Source organism: Bacillus sp. B2-WWTP-C-10-Post-4 (assembly GCF_009183805.1).
GTDB lineage: Bacteria > Bacillota > Bacilli > Bacillales > Bacillaceae_G > Bacillus_A > Bacillus_A cereus.
Genome location: NZ_WEII01000011.1, coordinates 1 through 21897 on the forward strand (window position 1 = coordinate 1; position 21897 = coordinate 21897).

Genomic DNA, 21897 nt, shown 5'->3' on the forward strand with positions numbered 1-21897 from the left:
CATTAATCCATGTTTTACACTGTATTCCTTAACAACATTTCGGTACAATACAAATACAACGATTTTAAATGAGGTGATGTTCATGGCAAAGCGCTATGAAAATATGGATAATGTTAGTACAAAAAAATCAATTCGCTCTTTTTTACGCTGGCGTAAAGAACGAAAGCAAAACAAAAAAGATTTTTCTTTCTTAGTAGAACAATCACCCGTTAAACAAAGTGCATTTTTGCAAAGTAATGTTGAAAAAACGACTATCACATGGATTGGGCATTCCACTTTTCTTATCCAAACGAATGGACTTAATATATTAACAGATCCAGTATGGGCTAATAAATTAAAGCTAGTTCCAAGACTTACAGAACCTGGACTCTCTATAGAAGCACTACCTAAAATTGATATTGTCCTTATTTCACATGGTCATTATGATCATTTAGATTTTTCAACTCTTCGTCAGTTGAATGATGATGTTCTATATCTTGTACCTATTGGATTAAAAAAATTATTTACTCGTAAGAGATTTAAACATGTAGAAGAGTATAAATGGTGGGAAAGTACGATAATTAACGAAGTTTCTTTTCACTTCGTACCTGCTCAGCACTGGACGAGAAGATTCTTATTTGATATGAATACGTCTCACTGGGGCGGATGGATTATTGATAATGAAACGACTATGGAAACCATATATTTTTGTGGCGACAGTGGCTATTTCCAAGGTTTCAAAGAAATTGGTGAACGCTTTTTAATTGATATTGCTCTTATGCCCATTGGCGCTTATGAACCAGAATGGTTTATGAAAGTATCTCATGTTTCACCTGAAGAGGCCGTGCAAGCTTATTTAGATTTAAACGCTACACATTTTATACCAATGCATTACGGAGCTTTTGCACTCGCCGATGAAACACCTCGTGAAGCAATAACTAGACTTCGAAATAATTGGAATTTGCGCATGTTACCGTGGGAACAACTGCATGTACTCTTTTTAGGTCAAACTTTTATTTATAGTAACGCAACAAATGATAAGCAAATAAACGAAAAAATTGAAACTTTACATGTGTAACGTAATGACTGATTTTCTATATCCAACATATAATATAGAAAATCCTATAGTGAAACTTTAATCAGTGGGATTTCTTCATCCCCACTGATTATTTGCCTTCACCAATCAAGCTTTTACGGGCAGCCCGCTACCTAACCTCTTTGCTCCAGCTAAATTTGAGGTAGAGAGTTTTACTGTCCGCAAATAGCGGGATAAAGGGTGTTTTCTATGAATGAATATTTACAGACTCGCTATATCATTAGCGGTAGTGCCTGTGTAGCTCTTCTTATTTCTTACTTTCTATTTACATAAAAAGCTACTTGAAATATATTTTCAAGTAGCTTTTTTATTACTCTGCTAAATACATAAATCCGATTGCGCCCGGACCTGTATGAGTACTAATAATAGGCGTTGTATAAAAAATTTCTGATTGAGCAAATCCACTCACTTTTTCAACCGCCGCTTTCATACTTTCAGCTAAAGGAATTGCTTTCGCATGCGGAATTGCAACAGCTTTTACGACTTTTCCAGCCGTATCTTGCTCAAATAACTTAGCTAATGTTTTTACAATTTGGCCTTGGCTACGAACTTTCGTTACAGGATTATAAACACCGTCTTCAAGACTAGCAATTGGCTTTATATTAAGTAGCGAACCGATAAACGCTTTTCCTTTACCGATACGTCCACCCTTCACTAAGTTTTCTAATGTATCCACTACTACATATAAACGAGTATTCTTTCTTACTTCATCTACACGTTTTAAAATTTCTTCTAGTGAGCGTCCGTCATTTGCCATTTTTGCAGCTTCAATTACTTGATATGCTAAAGCATGTGTAATAAATTGAGAATCAACAACTGTTACTTTTGTATCAGTCATTGATGCAGCGCTATTTGCAGTTGCTACAGTACCGCTCATTCCACTTGTCATATGGATAGAAAGGACTTCGCTTCCATCTTCCCCTAGCTTGTCATACATTTCTACAAATGTACCCATAGCTGGTTGTGATGTTTTTGGTAATTCCTCTGATTTAATCATTTCTTCAATAAATTCGTCAGGTTGTAAATCAACGCGATCTAAATATGTTTGTCCATTTACAGAGATTGATAATGGTAAAACATGAATGTCATACTTTTCGATTACGTCTTGTGATAAATCTGCCGTTGAATCTGTTACAATTTTAATTTTTTGCATACTATACTTCTTCCCTTTCCAATACGCTCTCCTTGTTATTATACTAGTATTCCCATTGCTTTCAACAATTTGGAACGAAATTTCATCAAATTAATTATATTTTCATATCTAAAATGAAAAAGACAGAGTTTACTAACCCTGTCCGTACTTCGTATCATGCATTTTTTTCAAGGGTATTTGTTTTATATACATTTAAATAATCATTCCACTTCAAACAATTTTGTAAATATTCACGGAAAGAATACGAAAATCTTGGGTGTTTTTGTCTTTGAATTTTTGCAATAAATAATTGAAGACGAGACTGAATTAGAAACGATAATGGATGCTGTGCCTGTAGGACAGGGATTTCGAATATTTTAATGCAATCCCCTGTTGAATGAGTGAAATAAAAACTTTTCGTAATCACAATATCAATCCTCTTTTTCATTGGATTTTTGAACTTCCTCTACTTTGCGCTGTAACACGTTGTTTAAAGTGGAGTAAAATCAGACTTATATGATTTCTGTAGTCCTTATGGCTAGAAGATTTATACTCTATTCATCTCCACCTAATTCACCTTCCCGTCCTAAATATCTCTGAGACGGGAATCTCATTATCCATCAATTGTTTAATACATTTAGTATAAGCTTATAAAAGCGCAAAGTTTGTCTAAATTTTGGAGATTCTATAATTTTTTTCTTCTATATATTGTATACGTTTATAGCTATAGTATAACAAATAAATAAAAAAGTGCCTTTATAACGAGGCACTTTTCGACTGCATTTCTTCTCTTTTCTTTTTCCTCTTACTAACAACCTTTGATAACGCAATACTTACTTCATAAATACAAATAAGCGGCACTGCAACTAAACTATGAGATAAAAAGTCTGGCGGTGATATACAAGATGCAATGATAATTAATGCTACGTAAGCATACCTTCTTATTTTTATTAAAAATTCCGCCGTAAGTATTCCAATACTAGTTAAAAACATTACAACGACTGGCAATTCAAAAATCACAGCAAATGGAACTGTTAAATTAAGTACAAAATGAAAATACTTTTCTGTCGTAAACATCGTATTAAACATTTCATTACCTATCGTAGTTAAAAAGTGAAATAGAAACGGCATTACAATGAAATATCCAAAACATAAACCTGCGAGAAATAATATAGACAATACCGGTATATACATTATTGTCATCTTTTGTTCATTTGGATGTAAACCCGGTTTTACAAATAACCAAATTTGTATAGCAGCAAAAGGAATTGTACAAACGATAGCAAATACTGTAGCAATCGAGAAAAAAATCCACAATACATCACTTGGACCGAGAACAGTTAATTTCATTGGTAAATCTTTTACAAGCCAAAAATAAATATCCTTTGTAAAAGTAAATCCAATAATTAAAAATAGTACAAAGGATAACACCGTATATATTACTCTTTTTCGAAGCTCAACAATATGTTCTACTACGCTCATTTCCCGATCTTCCATCTCGTTCACCACACTTTATTTATCCATTACAAGGAAAATACACTACATTTTTTCTTTCTTTTCCTTTTCTTGAAATGCGTCATCTGTCAATTCTTTCGTTGATTTTTTAAACTCTTTTAACGTTTCCCCTAAAGCCTTCCCGATTTCCGGCAATTTTTTAGGTCCAAATAAAATGAGTACTGCTACTAAAATTAAAATTAACCCTGGAAAGCCAATATTTGAAAACATTTCCCCATCCCCTTTATTAGTAGTTTCCTTGTCCTACTATTACATAATTTTATTTTGTCAAAAAAGTTTGAAAACGTCAACAAATCCATTGTCTTTTATCAAAAAAATTCAAAAATATAATCAATTATACAAATTTCATTTTCTATTGCTCTTGTGTATGATATGGTAAGGGAAATGACATATTATTTTATGATAGTAGAAAGGATTTGCATTATGACTGAAAAAATGACACGAATGACCCAATTTGTAAAAGAAGAAATTGCAAATGCAATTACACATGGTATCGGTGCCATTTTAAGCATCCCTGCCTTAATCATATTGATTATTCATGCTTCTAAGCACGGTACCGCATCAGCTGTAGTTGCATTTACTGTTTATGGTGTAAGCATGTTCTTACTGTACTTGTTTTCAACATTGCTACATAGCATTCATCATCCTAAAGTAGAAAAAATATTTACTATTTTAGATCATTCAGCCATTTACTTATTGATTGCTGGCACGTATACTCCTTTTCTACTTATTACACTTCGTGGCCCATTAGGATGGACGTTGCTTGCTATAATATGGACACTAGCAATCGGAGGTATCGTCTTCAAAATTTTCTTTGTACGTCGCTTTATAAAGGCTTCAACTTTATGTTACATCATTATGGGATGGCTCATAATCGTTGCCATTAAACCACTTTATGAAAATCTAACTGGACATGGTTTTTCACTACTTTTAGCAGGTGGAATTTTATATTCTGTCGGAGCTATATTCTTCCTTTGGGAAAAGCTACCTTTCAACCATGCTATATGGCACCTGTTCGTTTTAGGTGGTAGTGCGATGATGTTCTTCTGTGTACTCTTTTATGTCTTACCTACAGCATAATAAAAAAGGATTCAGCTTACTATAAGCTGAATCCTTTTTTATTACTTATGTAATTGTGATGCGATAACTTCCTGTGTATGCTTCGTTAATTCTTTAATATCCATATTCGCATAATCTTCAGGTGTAATCGGCTTAGAAATTGTTACTGTTGCATGAGCTGGCTTCATACGATTTCCATTCGCTTCAAACATCTTATATGTACCATCTAACGTTACAGGTAAAATTGCTACACCTGACTTTACTGCAAGGTGGAAACTACCAGCCTTAAACTCTCCAACTTCGCCGCCCTTACTTCTCGTTCCTTCTGGGAAAATTACGATAGAATGTCCATTCTTTAATAGTTCGATTCCGTCTTTAATTGCTTTAAGAGATTGACGACGATCGCTACGATCCATAAATACACAATTCATAAGTTCCATCCAAGTTGGTACAACTGGGAACTTTTTAATCTCTGCTTTTGACACGAATCCAATTGGTTTATTTAAGTAACCTAGTAAAACAGGGATATCCATATTACTTTGGTGATTACTTACAACTAGTACCGGCTTGTCTTTCGGAACATTTTCAAGCCCTTTCACTTCTACTGTCCCTCCAGCTACACGTACCATTTTCTTACCAAACCAATTTGTCGTTTTGTACACAGCATTATCTTTTTCTTTTGGCGCCATCTTATTTACTTGTCTTTTAAGACGCCACATTCTCGGTGTAATCGCAATTACAATTAAAATTAAATAAAAGATTTTAAAAAACGTTTGAATCATACAGAACCCCCACCTATTATCATTCCGACCTTCATTATACTAGACAAACGAAGGAAAAAGAAGAAAAAAGTCCAAACAGCAAGTGTTTGGACTTTTTAAGCATTCTATATTAGAAACGTTTTGCTAATTCACGAGCATTAGCAATTGCTGCTTCTTTAATTTCTTGTGCTTTTTCAGGGTTTGCATTCATACCTTCAACTGCGATATATTCAGTATCATTTACACCGACAAATCCTAATACAGTCTTTAAGTGATTGCGACCGAAGTCTACAGCTGCGTATGCTCCTTCAGAATATACGCCACCTGTTGCTTGAATGTGAAGTGCTTTTTTACCTTCTAATAAGCCGACTGGACCATTTTCAGTATATTTGAATGTTTTACCTGCGATTGCTACGTTATCTAAGTATGCTTTTACTACTGGTGGATAGCTAAAGTTCCACATTGGAGTTACGAATACATAACGATCTGCATTCATAAATGTTTCTAAGTTTGTGTTCATTGCTGCTACTTTTTGTTGTTGAACTTCAGTTAAAGCTTCAAAGCCTTCACCTGCTGCAAATTTACCCCAAGCAGCAAATACATCTGCATCAATTGCTGGTACTGTAGTGTTGAATAAATCAATTGTTACAACTTCGTCTTGTGGATGTTCGTTTTTATAAGCTTCGATGAAAGCTTCCCCTACTGCCATTCCGAAAGAACCTTCTGCTGAATTTGGATTTGCTGTAATAAATAGTACTTTTGTCATTGTATTCTCTCCCTTTTTTTTCTTTATCTTTAATTCAAGATTTGTTTTTTAAAAGTTAATAACTTACCTTATGTAAGTATAATACAAAAAGTTTTAATCAATGTCAATAAAAAATAGCTACTTTTTTTTCGTAAGTTAATGATTTACTTTGTTTCCTTAAAATTTAGTATACAGATATTAAGAATTCTTTCGTATAAAAAGGCTACCTCTACAACTTATAGAGATAGCCTTCTATTACATATTATTTTTGAAATACATGTTTTACTTTTTCAGCTGGAATATTACTCCCGCCTCTACCTTTTACATCTTCAATCATCATTGTAATGACCATATCTGGTGAATTTAAATCAAATGCAGCGAACCAACCTAGTTCTTTTCCTTCGGCCTCTTTTGATACTTTTAATTCCGCTGTACCTGTTTTTCCAGCAAGAGTCATACCATCAATTTTAGCAATTTTCCCTGTACCATCTGGATCATTAATTACTTTCGTCATTGCAGTTTTTAATATATCCTGATTTCCTTTAGAAATTACATTTTCTTTCCAAGCTTTTGGTTGTTTATCTGTTTTAATAATATACGGTGACGGAATCGTTCCATCATTTACAATCGGCGCATACGTTAAAGCTAAATGAAGAGGAGTCATTAATACTTGTCCTTGTCCATATCCCGTATCTGCCATTTGAATATCATTTTTAATGCCGTCATTTGCAATTTTAGAAGCAGGGAATCCATATTCAATTGGTAGTTTCTCATCGAATCCGAATTTTTTTGCTTCACTCATAAACTTGTCTTTTCCGATTTTTAAAGCTTCTTGTGCGAAGTAAATATTATCCGAGTATTTCATCGCCTTATCAAAATCAATCGGATTTGCATCTTTCACACGCGTTACATAGTAATTACCCCAAGAAGAATTTTTTGTCCATTTTAATCCTTCAATTTTCAACTCTTCTTTTGGATCAATCGTTTTCGTTTCAAGACCAATTGCAGCTGTAATAGGTTTAAATACAGAACCTGGTACCGACAATTGTGTAAAGCGATTTGTCATTGGTTTTTTCGGATCATTATTCCAAGCTTCGCGTTGTGCCTTCGATGTCCCTCGTGCAATTATATTAGGATCATATGCTGGACTACTTACTAGTGCAATTGTTTCTCCACTTTTCGGATTAATTGCTGCACTTGAACCAGCTTCGCCCTTCATTTCATTATACGTTTTTTCTTGAACAACACTATCAATAGTTAAAGTTACATTTTCTCCATCAACAGCATCTGTTTTTGCTAAATTTTTAATTTCTTTTCCTTGCGCATCTTCTACAAAGACACGGCCACCTTTTTTACCGCGTAGCTTTTCCTCTAATACTTGCTCTAAGCCAGCTTTACCAACTGGGTCATCAGCTTGATAGCCTTTCTTTTGTAGCGTTTTTAAATCTTCAGCATTTACCTTTCCAATATAACCAGTCAGATGAGCTGCCGCTTCCCCTAACGGATATGTACGAACATTTACAGGTTTTGTTGAAACACCTGGTAAATCAATGTACGTATTTTGTGTTGCCCCTTCAGGCAAAATTCCAATTGGTACGAGATACCCTGGTTTTACCCATTTAGCAGCTAATTTTTGATCAATTTCTTCTACAGACATATTTAATAACTTCGCTACTGTTTCTTTCGTTTGCGGAGCAGTATCGCCTAACTTTTCAGGAATCAATCCGATTTCAGAAGCTTTCCCATTCGTTGCAAGACCTTTTCCATTACGATCGTATATTTCACCACGTTTTGGCTGTGTTGTCTGCATACGCACTTTACTATCTTTCGTCATACCTGGGAAAATAAAATCAGGAGTCCAATCTATTTTCCAAGATTCTTTATCTCCATCTTTTTCTTTCACCATTTTTGCTTCATGACCAAATGTAATTTTACCACCAACTGTATCCATGCTTACTTTAAAAGGAACAGGGCCTTCATCTTTTTTATCTTCTTTTACTTCCCCTGCTTCTACCTTTAAGTCTTTCACTTCGATACCAGAATAAATTTTTTCATATTTCTCAGTAAACTCTTTCTTTGAAATATCTTTTTTTGCATTTTTTGATAGTTGATCATACATATCTGCAAATTTTTGTTTATTCCACGCTTTTACATATGTATCAAACGCTTCTTGTGGTTTTTCTTCTTTACCACATCCAACTAACATGAATGTTAAGCAAAGAAAAAGAATCCCCCATATCTTTCTCAATCGATTCTCCTCCTCTTTCTATATTAGTACTTTTGAAAATTTTAGCATTTTTACATGCTACCTATCATTATAGCACTATCGAATCTCATCTATAAACTTATATTGGTGAATATAAATAAAAAGATTGATGCGAATTCTCACATCAATCTTTTTTATTATTGTTGCTTCTCATATACATGGTAATAATACGTATACGGGTTTTTTTCATCCGTTAAACCTTTTTCTACAAAAATCTCTTTCCAATTTGTCATATCCATTTCTGGGAAGAATGTATCTCCTTCAAATGCATGATGGATTTTTGTTATATATAACTTGTCTACATAAGGTAAAAAGAGGTCGTAAATTTGCGCTCCACCAAAAATAAAAATCTCTTCTTCATTTTTACATAGTTCAAACACTTCTTCTACAGAATGAACAACTTCACAACCTTCAACATGATACCCTTCATTACGAGTTACAATAATATTACGTCTTCCAGGCAGTGGTCTACCAATCGCTTCATAGTTCTTTCTTCCCATAATAAGCGGGTGACCCATCGTTGTTTTCTTCACGTATTGTAATTCACTCGGTAAACGCCAAGGTAAATTATTATCTTTACCAATTACTCTATTTTCGTCCATAGCGACCATAAATGAAACAATCATTTTTTCATCTCCTCTACAATTATACTGCAACCGGTGCTTTAATTGCTGGATGCGGATCGTATCCTTCAATCGTTAAATCTTCCATTTCAAAATCGAAAACAGATTTCACATCTGGATTTAATGTAAGTTTCGGGAATGGACGTGGTTCACGTGCCAATTGCTTTTCTACTTGTTCAAAATGATTTGTATAAATGTGTGCATCACCAATTGTATGAACAAATTCTCCCACTTCAAGTCCGCATTCATGTGCAATTAAATGTGTTAGTAGTGAGTAACTTGCAATGTTAAATGGAATTCCAAGGAATATGTCACCACTTCTTTGATATAACTGACAAGAAAGCTTTCCATCTGCTACATAAAACTGGAATAGCGTATGACAAGGCGGTAAGGCCATACTCGGTACGTCTTCAGGATTCCAAGCAGAAACGATTAAACGACGTGAGTCTGGTGTTTTTTTAATCATTTCAATTACATCTTTTAATTGATCAAGTGTCTCACCAGCTGTCGTTTTCCAAGCACGCCATTGTTTACCGTAAACGTCTCCTAAATAACCATATTTATTTGAGAACTCATCATCTTCTAAAACGTTCTTTTTAAACAATTCCATTTGCTCGTCGTACTGTACTTTAAATTCTTCATCTTGTTGTGAGCGAAGACCAAAATCAGTCATGTCAGGACCAGTATACTCATCACTTTCTACCCAGCTCTTAAAAGCCCATTCATTCCAAATGTTATTATTATGCTGCAATAAATAGCGAATATTTGTATCACCTTTCATAAACCAAAGTAGTTCACTTGCTACAAGGCGAAATGGTACTCTTTTTGTCGTTAATAAAGGAAATCCTTTGCTCAAATCAAAACGCATTTGATATCCAAATACAGATACCGTTCCTGTCCCTGTACGATCTTCTTTCTTCGTACCATGTTCCATTACATGGCGGCATAAATTTAAGTATTCATTTTCAGCATGTTTCATATGTAGGAAAACCTTCTTTCAATCGTATATGGAATTTATCATAACATGAAAAATGGTAAATTTAATAATCTTAATTAATAAAATTTCTTGCGCTAATTCTTACAAAATTATTAACTTTCCATATTTTAAAAGGTTTTCATTTTCTATTACCGAAAGTATAGTGCGGTAGATCAAAATTTATATTTGGAGGTTAGAAATATGTCTAAAATTGAAACACCTGTTATGACTTCTTTACAAACCACGGTTGAAAAAATGATGAAGGATTTAAATGTTCCTGGTGTTGCTGTCGCTGTTATAAAAAACGGTGAAGTTATTCTTTCAGAAGGTTTCGGCTATCGTAATATAGAAACAAAAGAGGCTGTTACACCGAATACTCGATTCGCAATCGGTTCCTCAACGAAAGCGTTTGGTACACTTTCATTAAGCTTGTTAGCACAGCAAAAAAAGTTTAATTGGGATGCTCCTGTCCCGTCTTATATACCTAACTTTACTTTATCTGAACTACTTGCTAGCTCACAAGTTACAGGACGGGATTTAGCTTCTCATCGAACTGGAGTGAGTCGTCATGAGGCTCTTTGGTACAGTTCTTCCTTATCTCGAAAAGATCTCGTTGAAAAAATAAAACATTTACCACTTGATGCACCGTTCCGGACTGCATTTCTATATAACAACTTAATGTATGCAACAATTAGCTACATTGTTGAAAACATTACAAATCAAACGTGGGAGCAATACACTACAGAACATATTTTAGAACCTTTAAATATGAGACATACAAACTTCTCTGTTAACGATTCACAAACTACAGATGATTACGCTTTACCTTACATTGAAAATGACGGTGAAATAAAAGCAGTTCCATTCCGTAACATCGATACAGTTGGCGCTGCTGGGTGTATTAATTCCACAATTGAAGATATGGCAAATTGGGTACTTCTCCACTTAAATGAAGGAAAATTTGGAGATCATGAATTAATCTCCTCTGAATTATTACAACAAATGTATACACCACACAATTCAATTCCAGACCAACCGGTTTTATCACTCCCTGAATCTCCATTAAATAGTTACGGTCTTGGTTGGTTTATTAGCGCTTATCGTGGTAAAAAAGTGATTCATCATGGCGGTAATATCGATGGATTTTCAGCGCTTGTTTCATTCATACCAACAGAAAACATAGGCCTTGTCATTTTAACGAATGCTGGAGGAACATTACTTCCTACTTATCTCGCTAATCAAATTTATGACGAACTACTTGAATTAGAATCCATTGATTGGCATAAACGTGCTGTAGAAGATACTAAAAAAATGAAGGAAATGATGAAAGAAGCAACTGAATCCCTCCCTGAACAAATTAAAGGGACTACACCTTCGCACAAGTTAGAGGATTATACTGGTACTTTTGAACATCCTGCATACGGAACATTACAAGTATACAAACGAGATGATTCGCTATATGTACAATTTATGGAAATGGATATTCAATTAGGGCATCATCATTACGACATCTTCTCCACAAAAGTTGACTTATTCCAAATGAAAATGAGCTTATTATTCGCTTATGAAATGAATGTAAGTGGTGAATTCCCATCCCTTCAGTTACATGTACCAGCTACATTAAGTACTCAGCCGCTTACATTTAAGAAAATTAAATAAGTATCTTGATGGTAAAAAATAAAGGTAGGTGCGAATCACACCTACCTTTTCTATTTCATATCAATCTTATCTGGTTGAAACCAAATTGGCTTCGATAACTCAAAGTTATTATGATCCTCTAAAACTATAGTAAGACGCTCTAACATATCATCTAACATATGCGGCGCTGCTCGTAATGTCCAGACAACTGAGGAGAAAACTGTCATGCCAACATACACCGTGTATAATTTCCAGAACTCCTCTGGTATTTTCCTATTAAAGTATCCTTCTATTTGTCCGATTGAATACGGAATACTAATATCCCTTGCAAACAGTGCAATTTTTACGAAATCATGAATTGGGTCACCCCAGTCATAGCCATTAAAATCAACAACACCTACATATTTTCCATCCCGTACAATTATATTTTCTAAATGAAAATCATCGTGTTGAAATCGATTCGGGCGGCTCTTTAAATATATTTCATTTTCTTCTATAAACTTTATGATTTTATCATCATTTTTTATTTTTATTCCGCATGTTTTGTATACCTCTACATATTTACTATGTTTTTTCATAGCTCTTTCATACCATGGAAGTATATCCTTAGGAGCTTCAAATGTATGCATTTTTGCTAAATCTTTTCCTGCCTCTATACCAATATCATATTGTTCTTTTGGTGAATATGTAGGCAATAGCTTCTTCGCATCTTCCCCTTCTAAATATGAAAAAATACTATAGCATACACCTTCTTCTTCCAATATACCTATTTCAATTGGCCTTTGTGCCTGTACGTTACGTTTTACCATTTCATTTAAAATTTGAAACTCTATTTTCTTTCTTTCATACTCTTTTATATCGCCTGTCCGAAATAAATATTTTTCATTATTTGCATTCGTAATTATATATTTCTTATCAGGCGAAAAACCTTTAGAAATTTCTTCAATATTCGCTGCATCTTTTACTATTTGTATATTGCTTTGCCGTGCTGTAATTATTATCTTCATATCTATTCCCCTTACATTTCTGCATTTGGTGTATAGGCAACTTCTACAATAACTCCATTCGGATCGTAAAAATCAATCGTATAGTAACCTTCCGAATAATGATTCATTTCAATTGGACCACGTATTACCTTCACTTTCGTACTAGAAAGAAAATCTGCTACTTCATCAACTACTTCTCTATGAATAGCTTGATAACAAATATGTCTAGGCCCTAACGTCCTTACAATTTCCTCATCTACTTCTTTAAAGTATATTTCACTTTCTCCTGTGCTATATGCTACTTCATTTAACTTTCTCCACCCAATTATGGAAAACAACTTATTATAAAAAGAAATGGACTCCTCTAAATTTGCTACCCAAAATTCAATATGATGAATGCCTGCTCGCAGTGTATTCATATTAAGAATACGCTCCTTGTACTACTTGCACAATTTCCATCGGCTTATGAACCATGTAATCTGGTGCATCTTTTTTCACTGTTTCAATAACATCATATCCCCAAGATACCCAAATTACGTTCACTCCAGCCTTTTTACACGCTGCTACGTCTCGCTGTTCATCACCGACATATAACATATCTTTCTCTGTTATCTTTTTCGATTTTAAAAATCTTTTTATCATCTTGTCTTTACCGAACAAATTTTTAGAACAATACACTTCTTGTATATTTTCTATATCATTCTTTTGTAAAAACGCCCGAATATGCTCTTCTGAGTTCGATGATATGACTGCAATTCCGTAGCCTTTTTTATGTAGTTCATCTAATACTTCCTTCATCCCATGGAACAAAATAAGATCTTTTATAGCAGGTTGATACAATTTATAAAACTCCAGCGCTAATATCGGTAGTTTATACAGTGGTACATCGAGTTGTTTACATCTCTCCGCCATCGTTAACTTGCGTAAATACTCAATTTCTTCTTCTCTTACCGTTTTATATCCGTGCTTTTCAGCAATTTGATTATAAATTGGTACAAATATATTTTGTGAATCTACTAATGTGCCATCAAAGTCAAAAACAATATATTTTTGCATTCCCATACTCCCTTTGCTTCTTTTTTCTAAACCTATGTTATTCAACAACATGGTTGTCTGTCCCTTCTATAAAAATAAAAAAGAACAAGATTTTCTTGTTCTTTTTAAGAAAGCCATTTCGGCGGTACATTCGTATTCCAATAAATATTTCCTAACTCATGATGTCCTGAGTATCCATCATCAAAACGATGATAATGGAAATTAAAATAATAACCATCTTGCGGTGGATGATCTCTTCTTACATGGAAACGCAATAAATCATTTCCTGATTTCGTATCGTAGACATGAAAAATCTTTTCATTATTCCCACCAGCTGGTTTTTGAGAAATCGCTAATGATTGTAGTGAATCTTCTGGTACATCACTAGCAAGCTCAGCAATTGCCTCTTCAATCTTTGGTAATATTACATCTTTAAATTCATCTTCAATTACTGGACCAATTTTAGTACCAAACTTTTGCATCGACTGCTTCTCTGCTTCTTGCATCGCATAAGTAATAAAAGTATCGGTGGTTAACCTGTCATTCGTTTCTTCATATGTATAGGACGTACTCTCCAAACTTTGTTGCCCAGCTGTGCTCGTAGGCTTGTCCGCAGCTTTGGCATTATCAAGCAATATGGAAGGAGGCGTCACTAAACCAAATGTAAATACGGTAATTAATGCGACTAAGGTTTTTCTAAACCAATTTGGCATTTATGTTCCCTCCCCTTTCACTCATTATTTTTTATATAACGGTGGTTTCTTCTATTATACAAAATGATTGTAATTTTTGCACTTTACAATTTTGTTAACGTTCACATATTTTTCACTTGAATATGAAATTGTAAGATTTCATACAATATTAATACCACGATATTGAGGAGGCACTTGAATGACTTTAGACGTCATGTATTCCGCCGCAAGCATACTCGTTTTAGTATATTTTATTTATCAATGTGTTACAGACTAGAAAAAGAGCCGTCAATGGCTCTTTTTTAATGGTAGAAATACAATCCATACAATTAATAAAATAAAAACAATGCCACTGATCACAGCTGGCAATAAATAAAACTGTGAAAGTATAACTATTACAATCAAGGAAAAGAATAACATATAACTATCTATATATCATTATAAAATATTTATTTTCATAGCAGGAAAAAACATTTTTTAACAGAATATTAAATGTTTGATTACATTTTATTGGAGTGGATAATATGTCTTTTCAAATTCGTGAAGCAACGATAGATGATATAGACGCACTTTGTTCTTTAACGAAAGAATTAAAAGGTTCCTCTATTTCCTATGAAGATATGAACAACCGATTACAATTCGTACAAATGAGTCCGTTTGATTTTTTATATGTTTACGAGGAAGAAGAAGCTATATTTGGATTACTTGGATTTCGTATACGTGAAAATTTAGAAGATGTAACACGTTATGGAGAGATTTCAATTATTAGCGTTGATTCTAACATACGACGGAAAGGCATTGGACAAGTGTTGATGGATTATGCCGAGCAATTAGCAAAGAAACATAATTGCATTGGCACATGGCTAGTTAGTGGAACAAAAAGAGTAGAAGCTCATCCTTTTTACAAAAAATTAGGATATGAAGTAAATGGCTACCGATTTGTAAAACATTTTTAAACTACTTATAAATTGAAGGGACTATAACTATGACAAACATTAAAGCAATTTTCATTGATCGTGACGGTACAATTGGTGGTGACACTACAATACATTATCCAGGATCTTTTTCATTATTTCCATTCACAAAAACATCCTTGCAAAAACTAAAAGCTAAAAATATAAAAATTTTCTCTTTCACAAATCAACCTGGTATCGCAGATGGAATTGCAACTGTAGCCGATTTTGTACAAGAATTAGAAGGCTTCGGTTTTGATGATATTTATGTATGTCCTCATAAACACGGTGATGGTTGTGAATGCCGTAAACCAAGTACAGGCATGCTGCTTAAAGCAGCAAAAAAACATGGACTTAATTTAACACAATGTGCTGTAGTTGGTGATCGCTGGACTGATATTGTTGCAGGAGCAAAAGTAAATGCGACTACGATTCTAGTCCGAACAGGCGCTGGGTATGATGCTTTGCATACGTACCGAGACAAATGGGCACATATTGAACCAAACTACATTGCAGATAACTTTGAAGATGCAACGAACTGGGTTTTAAATCAACTATAATACAAATGAAGTTTTTGATTCACTCGAAATAATTTAAAACATAGTTTAAATAGCCTTTTTGGCAAATAATTGTCTTCCACAAAACGGATCACCTCAAAAGGTAGCAAGTTCCCTTTTGATACGCAAACATTGCAATTCAAATTATATTTTTTATTAGTAACAGCAATTAACGTAAAGAAGGAATAGCTTAGTGGCTATCCCTTCTTTATTGACTTCTATTATTTACATTTGTTATTTGTTTTTATTGAGTATTCTCATCGTTTTTATACTCCAAAACATCCCCTGGCTGACACTCCAAAGCTTTACATATCGCTTCTAATGTTGAAAAACGAACCGCTTTTGCTTTCCCATTTTTCAAAATAGAAAGATTCGCCATCGTAATTCCAACCTTCTCCGAAAGCTCCGTTACACTCATTTTTCGTTTTGCTAACATGACGTCAATATTAATAATGATTGTCATATCCGCCACCTCAGACCGTCAAATCATTTTCTGATTTTATGTTAATTGCCTCTTGTAGAAGTCGTTGGAGGATAGCAGCAAAAACGGCGATAACGAGCGAAGCAAAAACGATAATGAGTCCCACTAGCCCAATAGGAGGGTCCATTTTTTTCGCTATAAAATGAAAAAGTGGTAAACTTAATACATACAAACCACTGATTGTAATTGCACAGCGCTTTATATTCTTTAACGCCTTTACTGATAATTCCGAGAACGCTGTGTTCTCATCAATGTACTGTAAAAGATTGAAAGCCTGATAAAGAGCAACGTAAAAAGGCACAGCTGCTCCGTACATCACAATGAAAACAAGATATTTCATCGGAGCAATATTAGGATACAAATTTGCTGCGAAATTCGCCATTTCCGGCACTAAAAATATGCATAAAGCAAGTACTGAAATTCCAGCAAGAAAAATAATTACTTTTAAGAACGTTGTTGAACTTCGTTTAAGATTCATTTACAATACCTCACTTATTTAATGGCAACATAATTTTATCACAACATTTATTGTTTAACAATAAATAAATATCGTTTTATTTTCGTCATATTTTTTAATTTAAGCAAAAATAAAAAAGAATTTCTCATTACAAAGAAATTCTTTTTCTTGAAAATGTCTCTTTCAACTTAATTTTTTAAAACGTTAATTCGTAATGGAAATAACGATTATCTCTCAAATAACCATTTTCAGCGTATAATCGTTGTGCTGATAAATTATCAATCTCCGTTTGCAGCTTTACACCTTTTGCTCCATTTTCTAATGCGTATTCTTTAGCAGCTTCTAATAATTTTTTACCTGTTCCGGCTCCACGCTTCGCCGCTTGTACAAATAAATCATTTAAAATCCATAATTCTTTCATTGAAATAGAAGAAAATGATGGATATAGTTGCGTGAACCCAATATATTCGCCGTCTTCAACTGCTACGAAAATAACAGACTCTTTTTTCTCAATTCTATTTCGTAAAAATACTTTTGCCCCTTCTAAATCAGAATCTTGCCTATAAAACATGCGATAGTTATTAAAAACTGATGCTAGTCCATCTAAATCTGCAATTGTTGCCTCATATATTCTCATTTTACTCCATTCCCCTTCCAATACTGTCTCATTATATCCGTTGCCCATTTAGGCTGGTGTATTTCTTCTGTCGGCATAAACTCTTTCATTATTGGTTTTATATCCAATATAGGAGTGCCATCAATAGCATCTAATCCCTCAACAATAATTGATTTACCTTCTCTTTTGATCACCTTTACAATTGTTACACCTATGCGATTTGGGCGATTTTTCCCGCGCTGTGCAAAAATACCTACTTCAGGATAATCCTTATTATTTCTAGGATGTCTAGCAAAATACTGAATTTGCTCGTCAGTTACTTTATGAAAATAAAAAACAACTTCAATATGAGAAAAATCTTCAACCCCTTGTATACTCTCTTCTGCATACATTTCAGTTAAAGTTATACGAGATCTTACTTCTCCCCACTCATCATCTTTTATTTCCTTTCTTTCATTATGTACAAATGCGATTGGTTGAACTGAAAACATACGCATTCCCCCTTAAATGTAACCACTTACATTATAAAATATTTTCTGAATGTTTTCCAGATATACGAATAAAGTTTACATAATATAATTATACTCTATCTAGAGCTACCTTGACTGCTTCAATTGCATGTATATGAGTTGTATCAAATATCGGGACAGATACGTTTTCTTGCTTTATTAATAACCCTATTTCTGTACAACCTAATATGATTCCCTGTGCTCCTTTTTGCACTAACTCTTCGATGACTCTTTTATAATATTCTCTAGATTGAGATACTATTTTTCCTAAACATAATTCTGTATATATTACTTTATTTATTTCTTTTCTATTTTTTTCTGATGGTACTATTACTTTTATATCATGCTCTTCAATACGTGACTTATAGAAATCTTGCTCCATTGTATATTTAGTTCCAAGCAGACCAACCTTTTGAATGTCTTTTCTTTTAATTTCTTTTGCAGTTGCATCAGCAATATGTAAGACTGGAATATCAATTTTGGCCTTTATTTTTCCAACTACCTTATGCATTGTATTTGTACAAATGATTATAAAGTCTGCTCCTCCCTTTTGTAATGAATATGCCGCATTCCCTAGAATTTCTCCAGCACCATCCCAATCTCCGCTAGACTGACATCGTTCAATCTCTTCAAAATCCACACTATTAATCAAACATTTTGCTGAATGTAGCCCTCCTAATCTCTCTTTTATTTCTTCATTAATAATTCGATAATATTCAGAAGTTGATTCCCAACTCATACCACCTATAAGACCTATCGTTTTCATATAAACACCTACCTAAACTTTTTTTATAAAACTAATAACAACGTTTTATTATGTATATTATACACAATAAAACAAGACTTTAAGTTTGGAATATAAAGTCTTGTTTTAACGTAATAATATAGAATAATTGTACTTTCATTTCCAAGGAAATTTTTATAGAATATTCTGAAATTAATAATCTGATATTTTTATAAATTCTTTATACTTATAATTAAAACACTCTCGATACAACTCTTTGATTTCATCATATGATGGAACACGTGGGTTATTAGCTGGGCTACCACTTTCAATTGCATCTGATGCCATTTTAGAGATAGCATTTTCAAATTCAATTTCATCGATACCGTATTCTTTTAAATTTGGAATACGAAGATCATAGCAAAGCTTTTTTATTTCCCCAATCGTATAGTCTGCTACTTCCTCATCAGAATTCGAATACAAATCCTTATTTAAGTTACGTCCAATTTTTGCTAACCTTTTCACTGCACTTGTTTTTGTAAACTCTAACACTGTAGGTAATAGTATGGCATTTGATATTCCATGCGGTACATGAAATAATGCTCCCACTGGCCTTGACATTCCATGAACTAATGTAACTGATGCATTCGAAAATGCAATTCCAGCTTGTAAGGAAGCAATCATCATCGCTTCTCTTGCCTCCATATTATGTCCATCTTCATATGCTATACGTAAATATTTCATAATACTTTCAATAGCTGAAAGAGCAAGTACATCTGTAAGTGGTTGTGAAAATTTAGAAATATAAGCTTCAATCGCATGACATAACGCATCTATTCCTGTTGCTGCCGTAATTTGTGGTGGTAACGAACTTGTCAAAACTGGATCTATAATTGCTACTTTCGGTATAAAACTAGGATGCTTCATCATCATTTTTACATCTGTTTTTTTATTCGTAATTACTGCTACACTTGTAACTTCCGAACCAGTACCAGAAGTTGTTGGAATTGCAATAAGTGGTAGTGGATTGTTTTCTATTTCAATATCCTTTTGGACATAATCCTCAACTTCTCCACCATTTGTATATAAAACCGCTACCGCTTTCGCAGCATCAATACAACTTCCACCACCAATACCGATAATAAAATCGCACTTTTCCTCTTTACAAAGAGATAACGCTTCTAATACGTGTATATTTGTAGGCTCAGCATCCACTTTATTATATGTGCTAACAGTAATACCTTTCTTATTTAGTTGTTGTATACACTTTTCAACATATCCTAATTTCTCCATAATTGTATCAGTAACTATAAAAGCTTTTTTCCCTAACTTTTTTGATTGTTCTCCCAGTTTTTCAAGCGAATTTCTTCCATATAATACCGACTTTGGCATACGAAACTCAGAAACCTCTTGCAAGTCCCCCACCCCTTCTTATCCTAATTAATATTTTATAATATAAATTATCGATTTGATGAATCTTTACGATTCAAATTTTTTAATAGAGTCCTGTTAAAGTATAGAATGCGATAACTAAAAATACAGCAACCGTTTTCAAAATTGTAATAGCAAATATATCTTTATATGACTGTTTATGTGTTAATCCTGTTACTGTAAGAATAGTAATAATAGCCCCGTTATGTGGTAGTGTATCCATTCCTCCTGATGCCATTGATACGATACGGTGCATAACTTCTAATGGAATATCAAATTGATTGGCCGCTGCAATAAATTTATCTCCCATTGCGCTTAATACTATTCCCATTCCTCCTGATGCCGAGCCTGTAATTCCAGCTAAAATATTCGTCGTTACTGCACCATTCACTAACGGATTTGTGAAAGTAGCAGAGATGCCATCTCTCATAATTGCGAAGCCTGGAAGTGCTGCAATGACACCACCGAATCCAAACTCAGCTCCTGTATTCATCGTTGCAAGTAGCGCTCCACCAATACTTGTATTCAATCCAGCTTGGAAACCTGTTACTACTCGCTTCCAATATAATAATAACGTTGTTAAGATCCCTATAATAAGTGCCAATTCTACAGACCAAATTCCTACCACTGCACTTAATTCTACTTTTCCAAATGCTTTCATACCAATTGCAGAAAAATCAAAACCGCTTGGATACCACTTTGGTATCATAATAGTAAACACTTTATTCATTACACCTACTAAAATAAGTGGTATAAATGCAATAAGTTGTTGTGCTCTTGTGATTTCAATGTTATTAATTAATGGCATATTTTTTTGTTCTACTTGCAAAGATGCTGCCATTTCAGTATTTCCATCATTAAAACCAAAATATCCTTCACCTGCTGCTTTTGCCTTCTTACGTCTACTCTCTAAATATAGTAAACCTAATGTAAGAACAAAAATTGCTCCTACAATCCCAAGTATCGGTGCAGCATAAATATCCGTTTTAAAAAATGTTGTAGGTATTACATTTTGAATTTGTGGTGATCCAGGTAGCGCATCCATTGTAAACGTTACTGCTCCAAGAACAATCGTTCCAGGGATTAAACGCTTTGGAATATTAGCTTGTCGAAACAACTTAGCTGCGAACGGATAAACAGCAAACACTACTACATACACACTAACACCACTATACGTTAAAATAGCCCCCATTAATACAATCGCTAATATAGTACGTTTTTCACCAACTAACTCAATAATTGTTTTTGCGATAGAATCTGCAATTCCTGACATTTCCACTACTTTTCCAAATATTGCTCCTAATAAAAACACAGGAAAATATAATTTTATAAATCCAACCATTTTCTCCATAAAGATATTAGAAAAGAAAGGTAATACATAACTAGGTTCTGTCAAAAATACTGCAAATAATGCAAATATCGGCGCGAATAAAATAACAGAAAAACCTCTGTATGCTACGAACATAAGTAAACTTAGTGCTAATAATATAATAACTAACTCCAATTTTACCCCTCCGTTAAACAGAATATTCTAAATTTTATTGATAAATTTCTACTAAACTTTTAATTCTGACATCCCTCCTCTTATTCATACAAATTTTTATGCTAAAAATGTCTAATTATAATTATTCGATTACATATGAAAAATCCCTTTAAACAGAAACGA

25 protein-coding genes and 1 pseudogene are annotated in these 21897 nt (G+C 33.7%); 5 read left to right on the forward strand and 21 right to left on the reverse strand.

Features of this window, described 5'->3' with window-relative positions:
- Positions 1-82: 82 nt before the first annotated feature.
- Entirely contained in the window at positions 83-1057 is a 975-nt protein-coding gene (locus GBN78_RS07740; RefSeq protein ID WP_016117735.1) for an MBL fold metallo-hydrolase, read from the forward strand.
- A gap of 328 nt (positions 1058-1385) precedes the next feature.
- On the opposite strand, the gene GBN78_RS07745 is transcribed toward GBN78_RS07740, so the two are convergent.
- The 4 genes from GBN78_RS07745 to GBN78_RS07760 form a co-directional block, all read right to left on the reverse strand.
- Positions 1386-2228 (reverse strand): DegV family protein, encoded by an 843-nt coding sequence (locus GBN78_RS07745; RefSeq protein ID WP_001169470.1) that lies wholly within the window; start codon positions 2226-2228, stop codon positions 1386-1388.
- Positions 2229-2382: 154 nt separating this feature from the next.
- Complete coding sequence (locus GBN78_RS07750; protein ID WP_000629013.1) at positions 2383-2634, reverse strand: DUF2535 family protein; 252 nt, start codon at positions 2632-2634, stop codon at positions 2383-2385.
- Positions 2635-2963: 329 nt separating this feature from the next.
- Positions 2964-3704 carry a twin-arginine translocase subunit TatC gene (gene tatC / locus GBN78_RS07755; protein ID WP_000390120.1) on the reverse strand — a complete coding sequence of 247 codons (741 nt, stop codon included), beginning with the start codon at positions 3702-3704 and terminating at the stop codon, positions 2964-2966.
- A 42-nt stretch (positions 3705-3746) separates the two neighbouring features.
- Positions 3747-3932 carry a twin-arginine translocase TatA/TatE family subunit gene (locus GBN78_RS07760; protein ID WP_000492443.1) on the reverse strand — a complete coding sequence of 62 codons (186 nt, stop codon included), beginning with the start codon at positions 3930-3932 and terminating at the stop codon, positions 3747-3749.
- Between the two features lie 213 nt (positions 3933-4145).
- On the opposite strand from GBN78_RS07760, the gene trhA reads away from it, so the two are divergent.
- On the forward strand, positions 4146-4802 hold the full coding sequence (trhA, locus tag GBN78_RS07765; RefSeq protein WP_000136889.1) for a PAQR family membrane homeostasis protein TrhA: 657 nt from the start codon (positions 4146-4148) through the stop codon (positions 4800-4802).
- 41 nt (positions 4803-4843) lie between these two features.
- On the opposite strand, the gene GBN78_RS07770 is transcribed toward trhA, so the two are convergent.
- The 5 genes from GBN78_RS07770 to GBN78_RS07790 all read right to left on the reverse strand — a co-directional run bounded on the left by GBN78_RS07770 (position 4844) and on the right by GBN78_RS07790 (position 10155).
- Positions 4844-5563, reverse strand: coding sequence for a lysophospholipid acyltransferase family protein (locus GBN78_RS07770; RefSeq protein WP_000616572.1), 720 nt, complete (start codon positions 5561-5563; stop codon positions 4844-4846).
- A gap of 109 nt (positions 5564-5672) precedes the next feature.
- Positions 5673-6308, reverse strand: a complete 636-nt coding sequence (locus GBN78_RS07775) for an FMN-dependent NADH-azoreductase (protein WP_000170025.1) — start codon at positions 6306-6308, stop codon at positions 5673-5675.
- 241 nt (positions 6309-6549) lie between these two features.
- Positions 6550-8535, reverse strand: coding sequence for a penicillin-binding protein 3 (pbpC, locus tag GBN78_RS07780; protein ID WP_152127147.1), 1986 nt, complete (start codon positions 8533-8535; stop codon positions 6550-6552).
- Between the two features lie 155 nt (positions 8536-8690).
- Positions 8691-9179, reverse strand: coding sequence for a dihydrofolate reductase (locus tag GBN78_RS07785; RefSeq protein ID WP_000637206.1), 489 nt, complete (start codon positions 9177-9179; stop codon positions 8691-8693).
- A gap of 19 nt (positions 9180-9198) precedes the next feature.
- Positions 9199-10155 carry a thymidylate synthase gene (locus GBN78_RS07790; RefSeq protein ID WP_000679609.1) on the reverse strand — a complete coding sequence of 319 codons (957 nt, stop codon included), beginning with the start codon at positions 10153-10155 and terminating at the stop codon, positions 9199-9201.
- A gap of 198 nt (positions 10156-10353) precedes the next feature.
- On the opposite strand from GBN78_RS07790, the gene GBN78_RS07795 reads away from it, so the two are divergent.
- The gene (locus GBN78_RS07795; protein WP_152127149.1) at positions 10354-11811 is read left to right on the forward strand and encodes a serine hydrolase; all 1458 of its coding nucleotides are present in this window, start codon (positions 10354-10356) and stop codon (positions 11809-11811) included.
- Between the two features lie 50 nt (positions 11812-11861).
- On the opposite strand, the gene GBN78_RS07800 is transcribed toward GBN78_RS07795, so the two are convergent.
- The 5 genes and pseudogenes from GBN78_RS07800 to GBN78_RS30595 all read right to left on the reverse strand — a co-directional run.
- Positions 11862-12797 (reverse strand): aminoglycoside phosphotransferase family protein, encoded by a 936-nt coding sequence (locus tag GBN78_RS07800; RefSeq protein WP_069604967.1) that lies wholly within the window; start codon positions 12795-12797, stop codon positions 11862-11864.
- An 11-nt stretch (positions 12798-12808) separates the two neighbouring features.
- Entirely contained in the window at positions 12809-13195 is a 387-nt protein-coding gene (locus tag GBN78_RS07805) for a VOC family protein (RefSeq protein ID WP_152127151.1), read from the reverse strand.
- Position 13196: 1 nt separating this feature from the next.
- Complete coding sequence (locus GBN78_RS07810; protein ID WP_001987851.1) at positions 13197-13832, reverse strand: HAD family hydrolase; 636 nt, start codon at positions 13830-13832, stop codon at positions 13197-13199.
- A 104-nt stretch (positions 13833-13936) separates the two neighbouring features.
- Positions 13937-14524 carry a YpjP family protein gene (locus GBN78_RS07815; protein ID WP_001134421.1) on the reverse strand — a complete coding sequence of 196 codons (588 nt, stop codon included), beginning with the start codon at positions 14522-14524 and terminating at the stop codon, positions 13937-13939.
- 267 nt (positions 14525-14791) lie between these two features.
- Positions 14792-14902, reverse strand: a pseudogene (locus GBN78_RS30595) (ABC transporter permease); the annotation flags it as partial.
- A 125-nt stretch (positions 14903-15027) separates the two neighbouring features.
- On the opposite strand from GBN78_RS30595, the gene GBN78_RS07825 reads away from it, so the two are divergent.
- On the forward strand, positions 15028-15459 hold the full coding sequence (locus tag GBN78_RS07825) for a GNAT family N-acetyltransferase (protein ID WP_000009776.1): 432 nt from the start codon (positions 15028-15030) through the stop codon (positions 15457-15459).
- A gap of 29 nt (positions 15460-15488) precedes the next feature.
- On the forward strand, positions 15489-16016 hold the full coding sequence (locus GBN78_RS07830) for an HAD-IIIA family hydrolase (protein ID WP_000181772.1): 528 nt from the start codon (positions 15489-15491) through the stop codon (positions 16014-16016).
- Between the two features lie 241 nt (positions 16017-16257).
- Here GBN78_RS07830 and GBN78_RS07835 read toward each other — a convergent pair whose 3' ends face one another.
- The 7 genes from GBN78_RS07835 to GBN78_RS07865 all read right to left on the reverse strand — a co-directional run bounded on the left by GBN78_RS07835 (position 16258) and on the right by GBN78_RS07865 (position 21735).
- Positions 16258-16476 carry a helix-turn-helix domain-containing protein gene (locus GBN78_RS07835; protein WP_000152535.1) on the reverse strand — a complete coding sequence of 73 codons (219 nt, stop codon included), beginning with the start codon at positions 16474-16476 and terminating at the stop codon, positions 16258-16260.
- 10 nt (positions 16477-16486) lie between these two features.
- On the reverse strand, positions 16487-16972 hold the full coding sequence (locus GBN78_RS07840) for a DUF2975 domain-containing protein (RefSeq protein ID WP_001050149.1): 486 nt from the start codon (positions 16970-16972) through the stop codon (positions 16487-16489).
- Between the two features lie 175 nt (positions 16973-17147).
- Entirely contained in the window at positions 17148-17588 is a 441-nt protein-coding gene (locus GBN78_RS07845) for a GNAT family N-acetyltransferase (RefSeq protein ID WP_001223866.1), read from the reverse strand.
- Positions 17585-18058: an SAM-dependent methyltransferase gene (locus tag GBN78_RS07850; RefSeq protein ID WP_000493255.1), complete on the reverse strand. Its 474-nt coding sequence runs from the start codon at positions 18056-18058 to the stop codon at positions 17585-17587. Before GBN78_RS07850 ends, GBN78_RS07845 begins: the two co-directional genes overlap by 4 nt.
- A gap of 88 nt (positions 18059-18146) precedes the next feature.
- Positions 18147-18842, reverse strand: coding sequence for an aspartate/glutamate racemase family protein (locus GBN78_RS07855; protein WP_000848569.1), 696 nt, complete (start codon positions 18840-18842; stop codon positions 18147-18149).
- Positions 18843-19013: 171 nt separating this feature from the next.
- Complete coding sequence (locus GBN78_RS07860) at positions 19014-20216, reverse strand: iron-containing alcohol dehydrogenase (RefSeq protein ID WP_001158661.1); 1203 nt, start codon at positions 20214-20216, stop codon at positions 19014-19016.
- A 79-nt stretch (positions 20217-20295) separates the two neighbouring features.
- Positions 20296-21735 (reverse strand): GntP family permease, encoded by a 1440-nt coding sequence (locus GBN78_RS07865; protein WP_000424327.1) that lies wholly within the window; start codon positions 21733-21735, stop codon positions 20296-20298.
- Positions 21736-21897 lie beyond the last annotated feature (162 nt).

Coding starts and splice junctions, on each gene's coding strand:
- GBN78_RS07740 (WP_016117735.1), top strand. CDS start 83: ATGGCAAAGCGCTATGAAAATATGGATAATGTTAGTACAAAAAAATCA.
- GBN78_RS07745 (WP_001169470.1), bottom strand. CDS start 2,228: ATGCAAAAAATTAAAATTGTAACAGATTCAACGGCAGATTTATCACAA.
- tatC (WP_000390120.1), bottom strand. CDS start 3,704: ATGGAAGATCGGGAAATGAGCGTAGTAGAACATATTGTTGAGCTTCGA.
- GBN78_RS07760 (WP_000492443.1), bottom strand. CDS start 3,932: ATGTTTTCAAATATTGGCTTTCCAGGGTTAATTTTAATTTTAGTAGCA.
- trhA (WP_000136889.1), top strand. CDS start 4,146: ATGACTGAAAAAATGACACGAATGACCCAATTTGTAAAAGAAGAAATT.
- GBN78_RS07770 (WP_000616572.1), bottom strand. CDS start 5,563: ATGATTCAAACGTTTTTTAAAATCTTTTATTTAATTTTAATTGTAATT.
- GBN78_RS07775 (WP_000170025.1), bottom strand. CDS start 6,308: ATGACAAAAGTACTATTTATTACAGCAAATCCAAATTCAGCAGAAGGT.
- GBN78_RS07785 (WP_000637206.1), bottom strand. CDS start 9,179: ATGATTGTTTCATTTATGGTCGCTATGGACGAAAATAGAGTAATTGGT.
- GBN78_RS07790 (WP_000679609.1), bottom strand. CDS start 10,155: ATGAAACATGCTGAAAATGAATACTTAAATTTATGCCGCCATGTAATG.
- GBN78_RS07795 (WP_152127149.1), top strand. CDS start 10,354: ATGTCTAAAATTGAAACACCTGTTATGACTTCTTTACAAACCACGGTT.
- GBN78_RS07800 (WP_069604967.1), bottom strand. CDS start 12,797: ATGAAGATAATAATTACAGCACGGCAAAGCAATATACAAATAGTAAAA.
- GBN78_RS07805 (WP_152127151.1), bottom strand. CDS start 13,195: ATGAATACACTGCGAGCAGGCATTCATCATATTGAATTTTGGGTAGCA.
- GBN78_RS07810 (WP_001987851.1), bottom strand. CDS start 13,832: ATGCAAAAATATATTGTTTTTGACTTTGATGGCACATTAGTAGATTCA.
- GBN78_RS07815 (WP_001134421.1), bottom strand. CDS start 14,524: ATGCCAAATTGGTTTAGAAAAACCTTAGTCGCATTAATTACCGTATTT.
- GBN78_RS07825 (WP_000009776.1), top strand. CDS start 15,028: ATGTCTTTTCAAATTCGTGAAGCAACGATAGATGATATAGACGCACTT.
- GBN78_RS07830 (WP_000181772.1), top strand. CDS start 15,489: ATGACAAACATTAAAGCAATTTTCATTGATCGTGACGGTACAATTGGT.
- GBN78_RS07835 (WP_000152535.1), bottom strand. CDS start 16,476: ATGACAATCATTATTAATATTGACGTCATGTTAGCAAAACGAAAAATG.
- GBN78_RS07840 (WP_001050149.1), bottom strand. CDS start 16,972: ATGAATCTTAAACGAAGTTCAACAACGTTCTTAAAAGTAATTATTTTT.
- GBN78_RS07845 (WP_001223866.1), bottom strand. CDS start 17,588: ATGAGAATATATGAGGCAACAATTGCAGATTTAGATGGACTAGCATCA.
- GBN78_RS07850 (WP_000493255.1), bottom strand. CDS start 18,058: ATGTTTTCAGTTCAACCAATCGCATTTGTACATAATGAAAGAAAGGAA.
- GBN78_RS07855 (WP_000848569.1), bottom strand. CDS start 18,842: ATGAAAACGATAGGTCTTATAGGTGGTATGAGTTGGGAATCAACTTCT.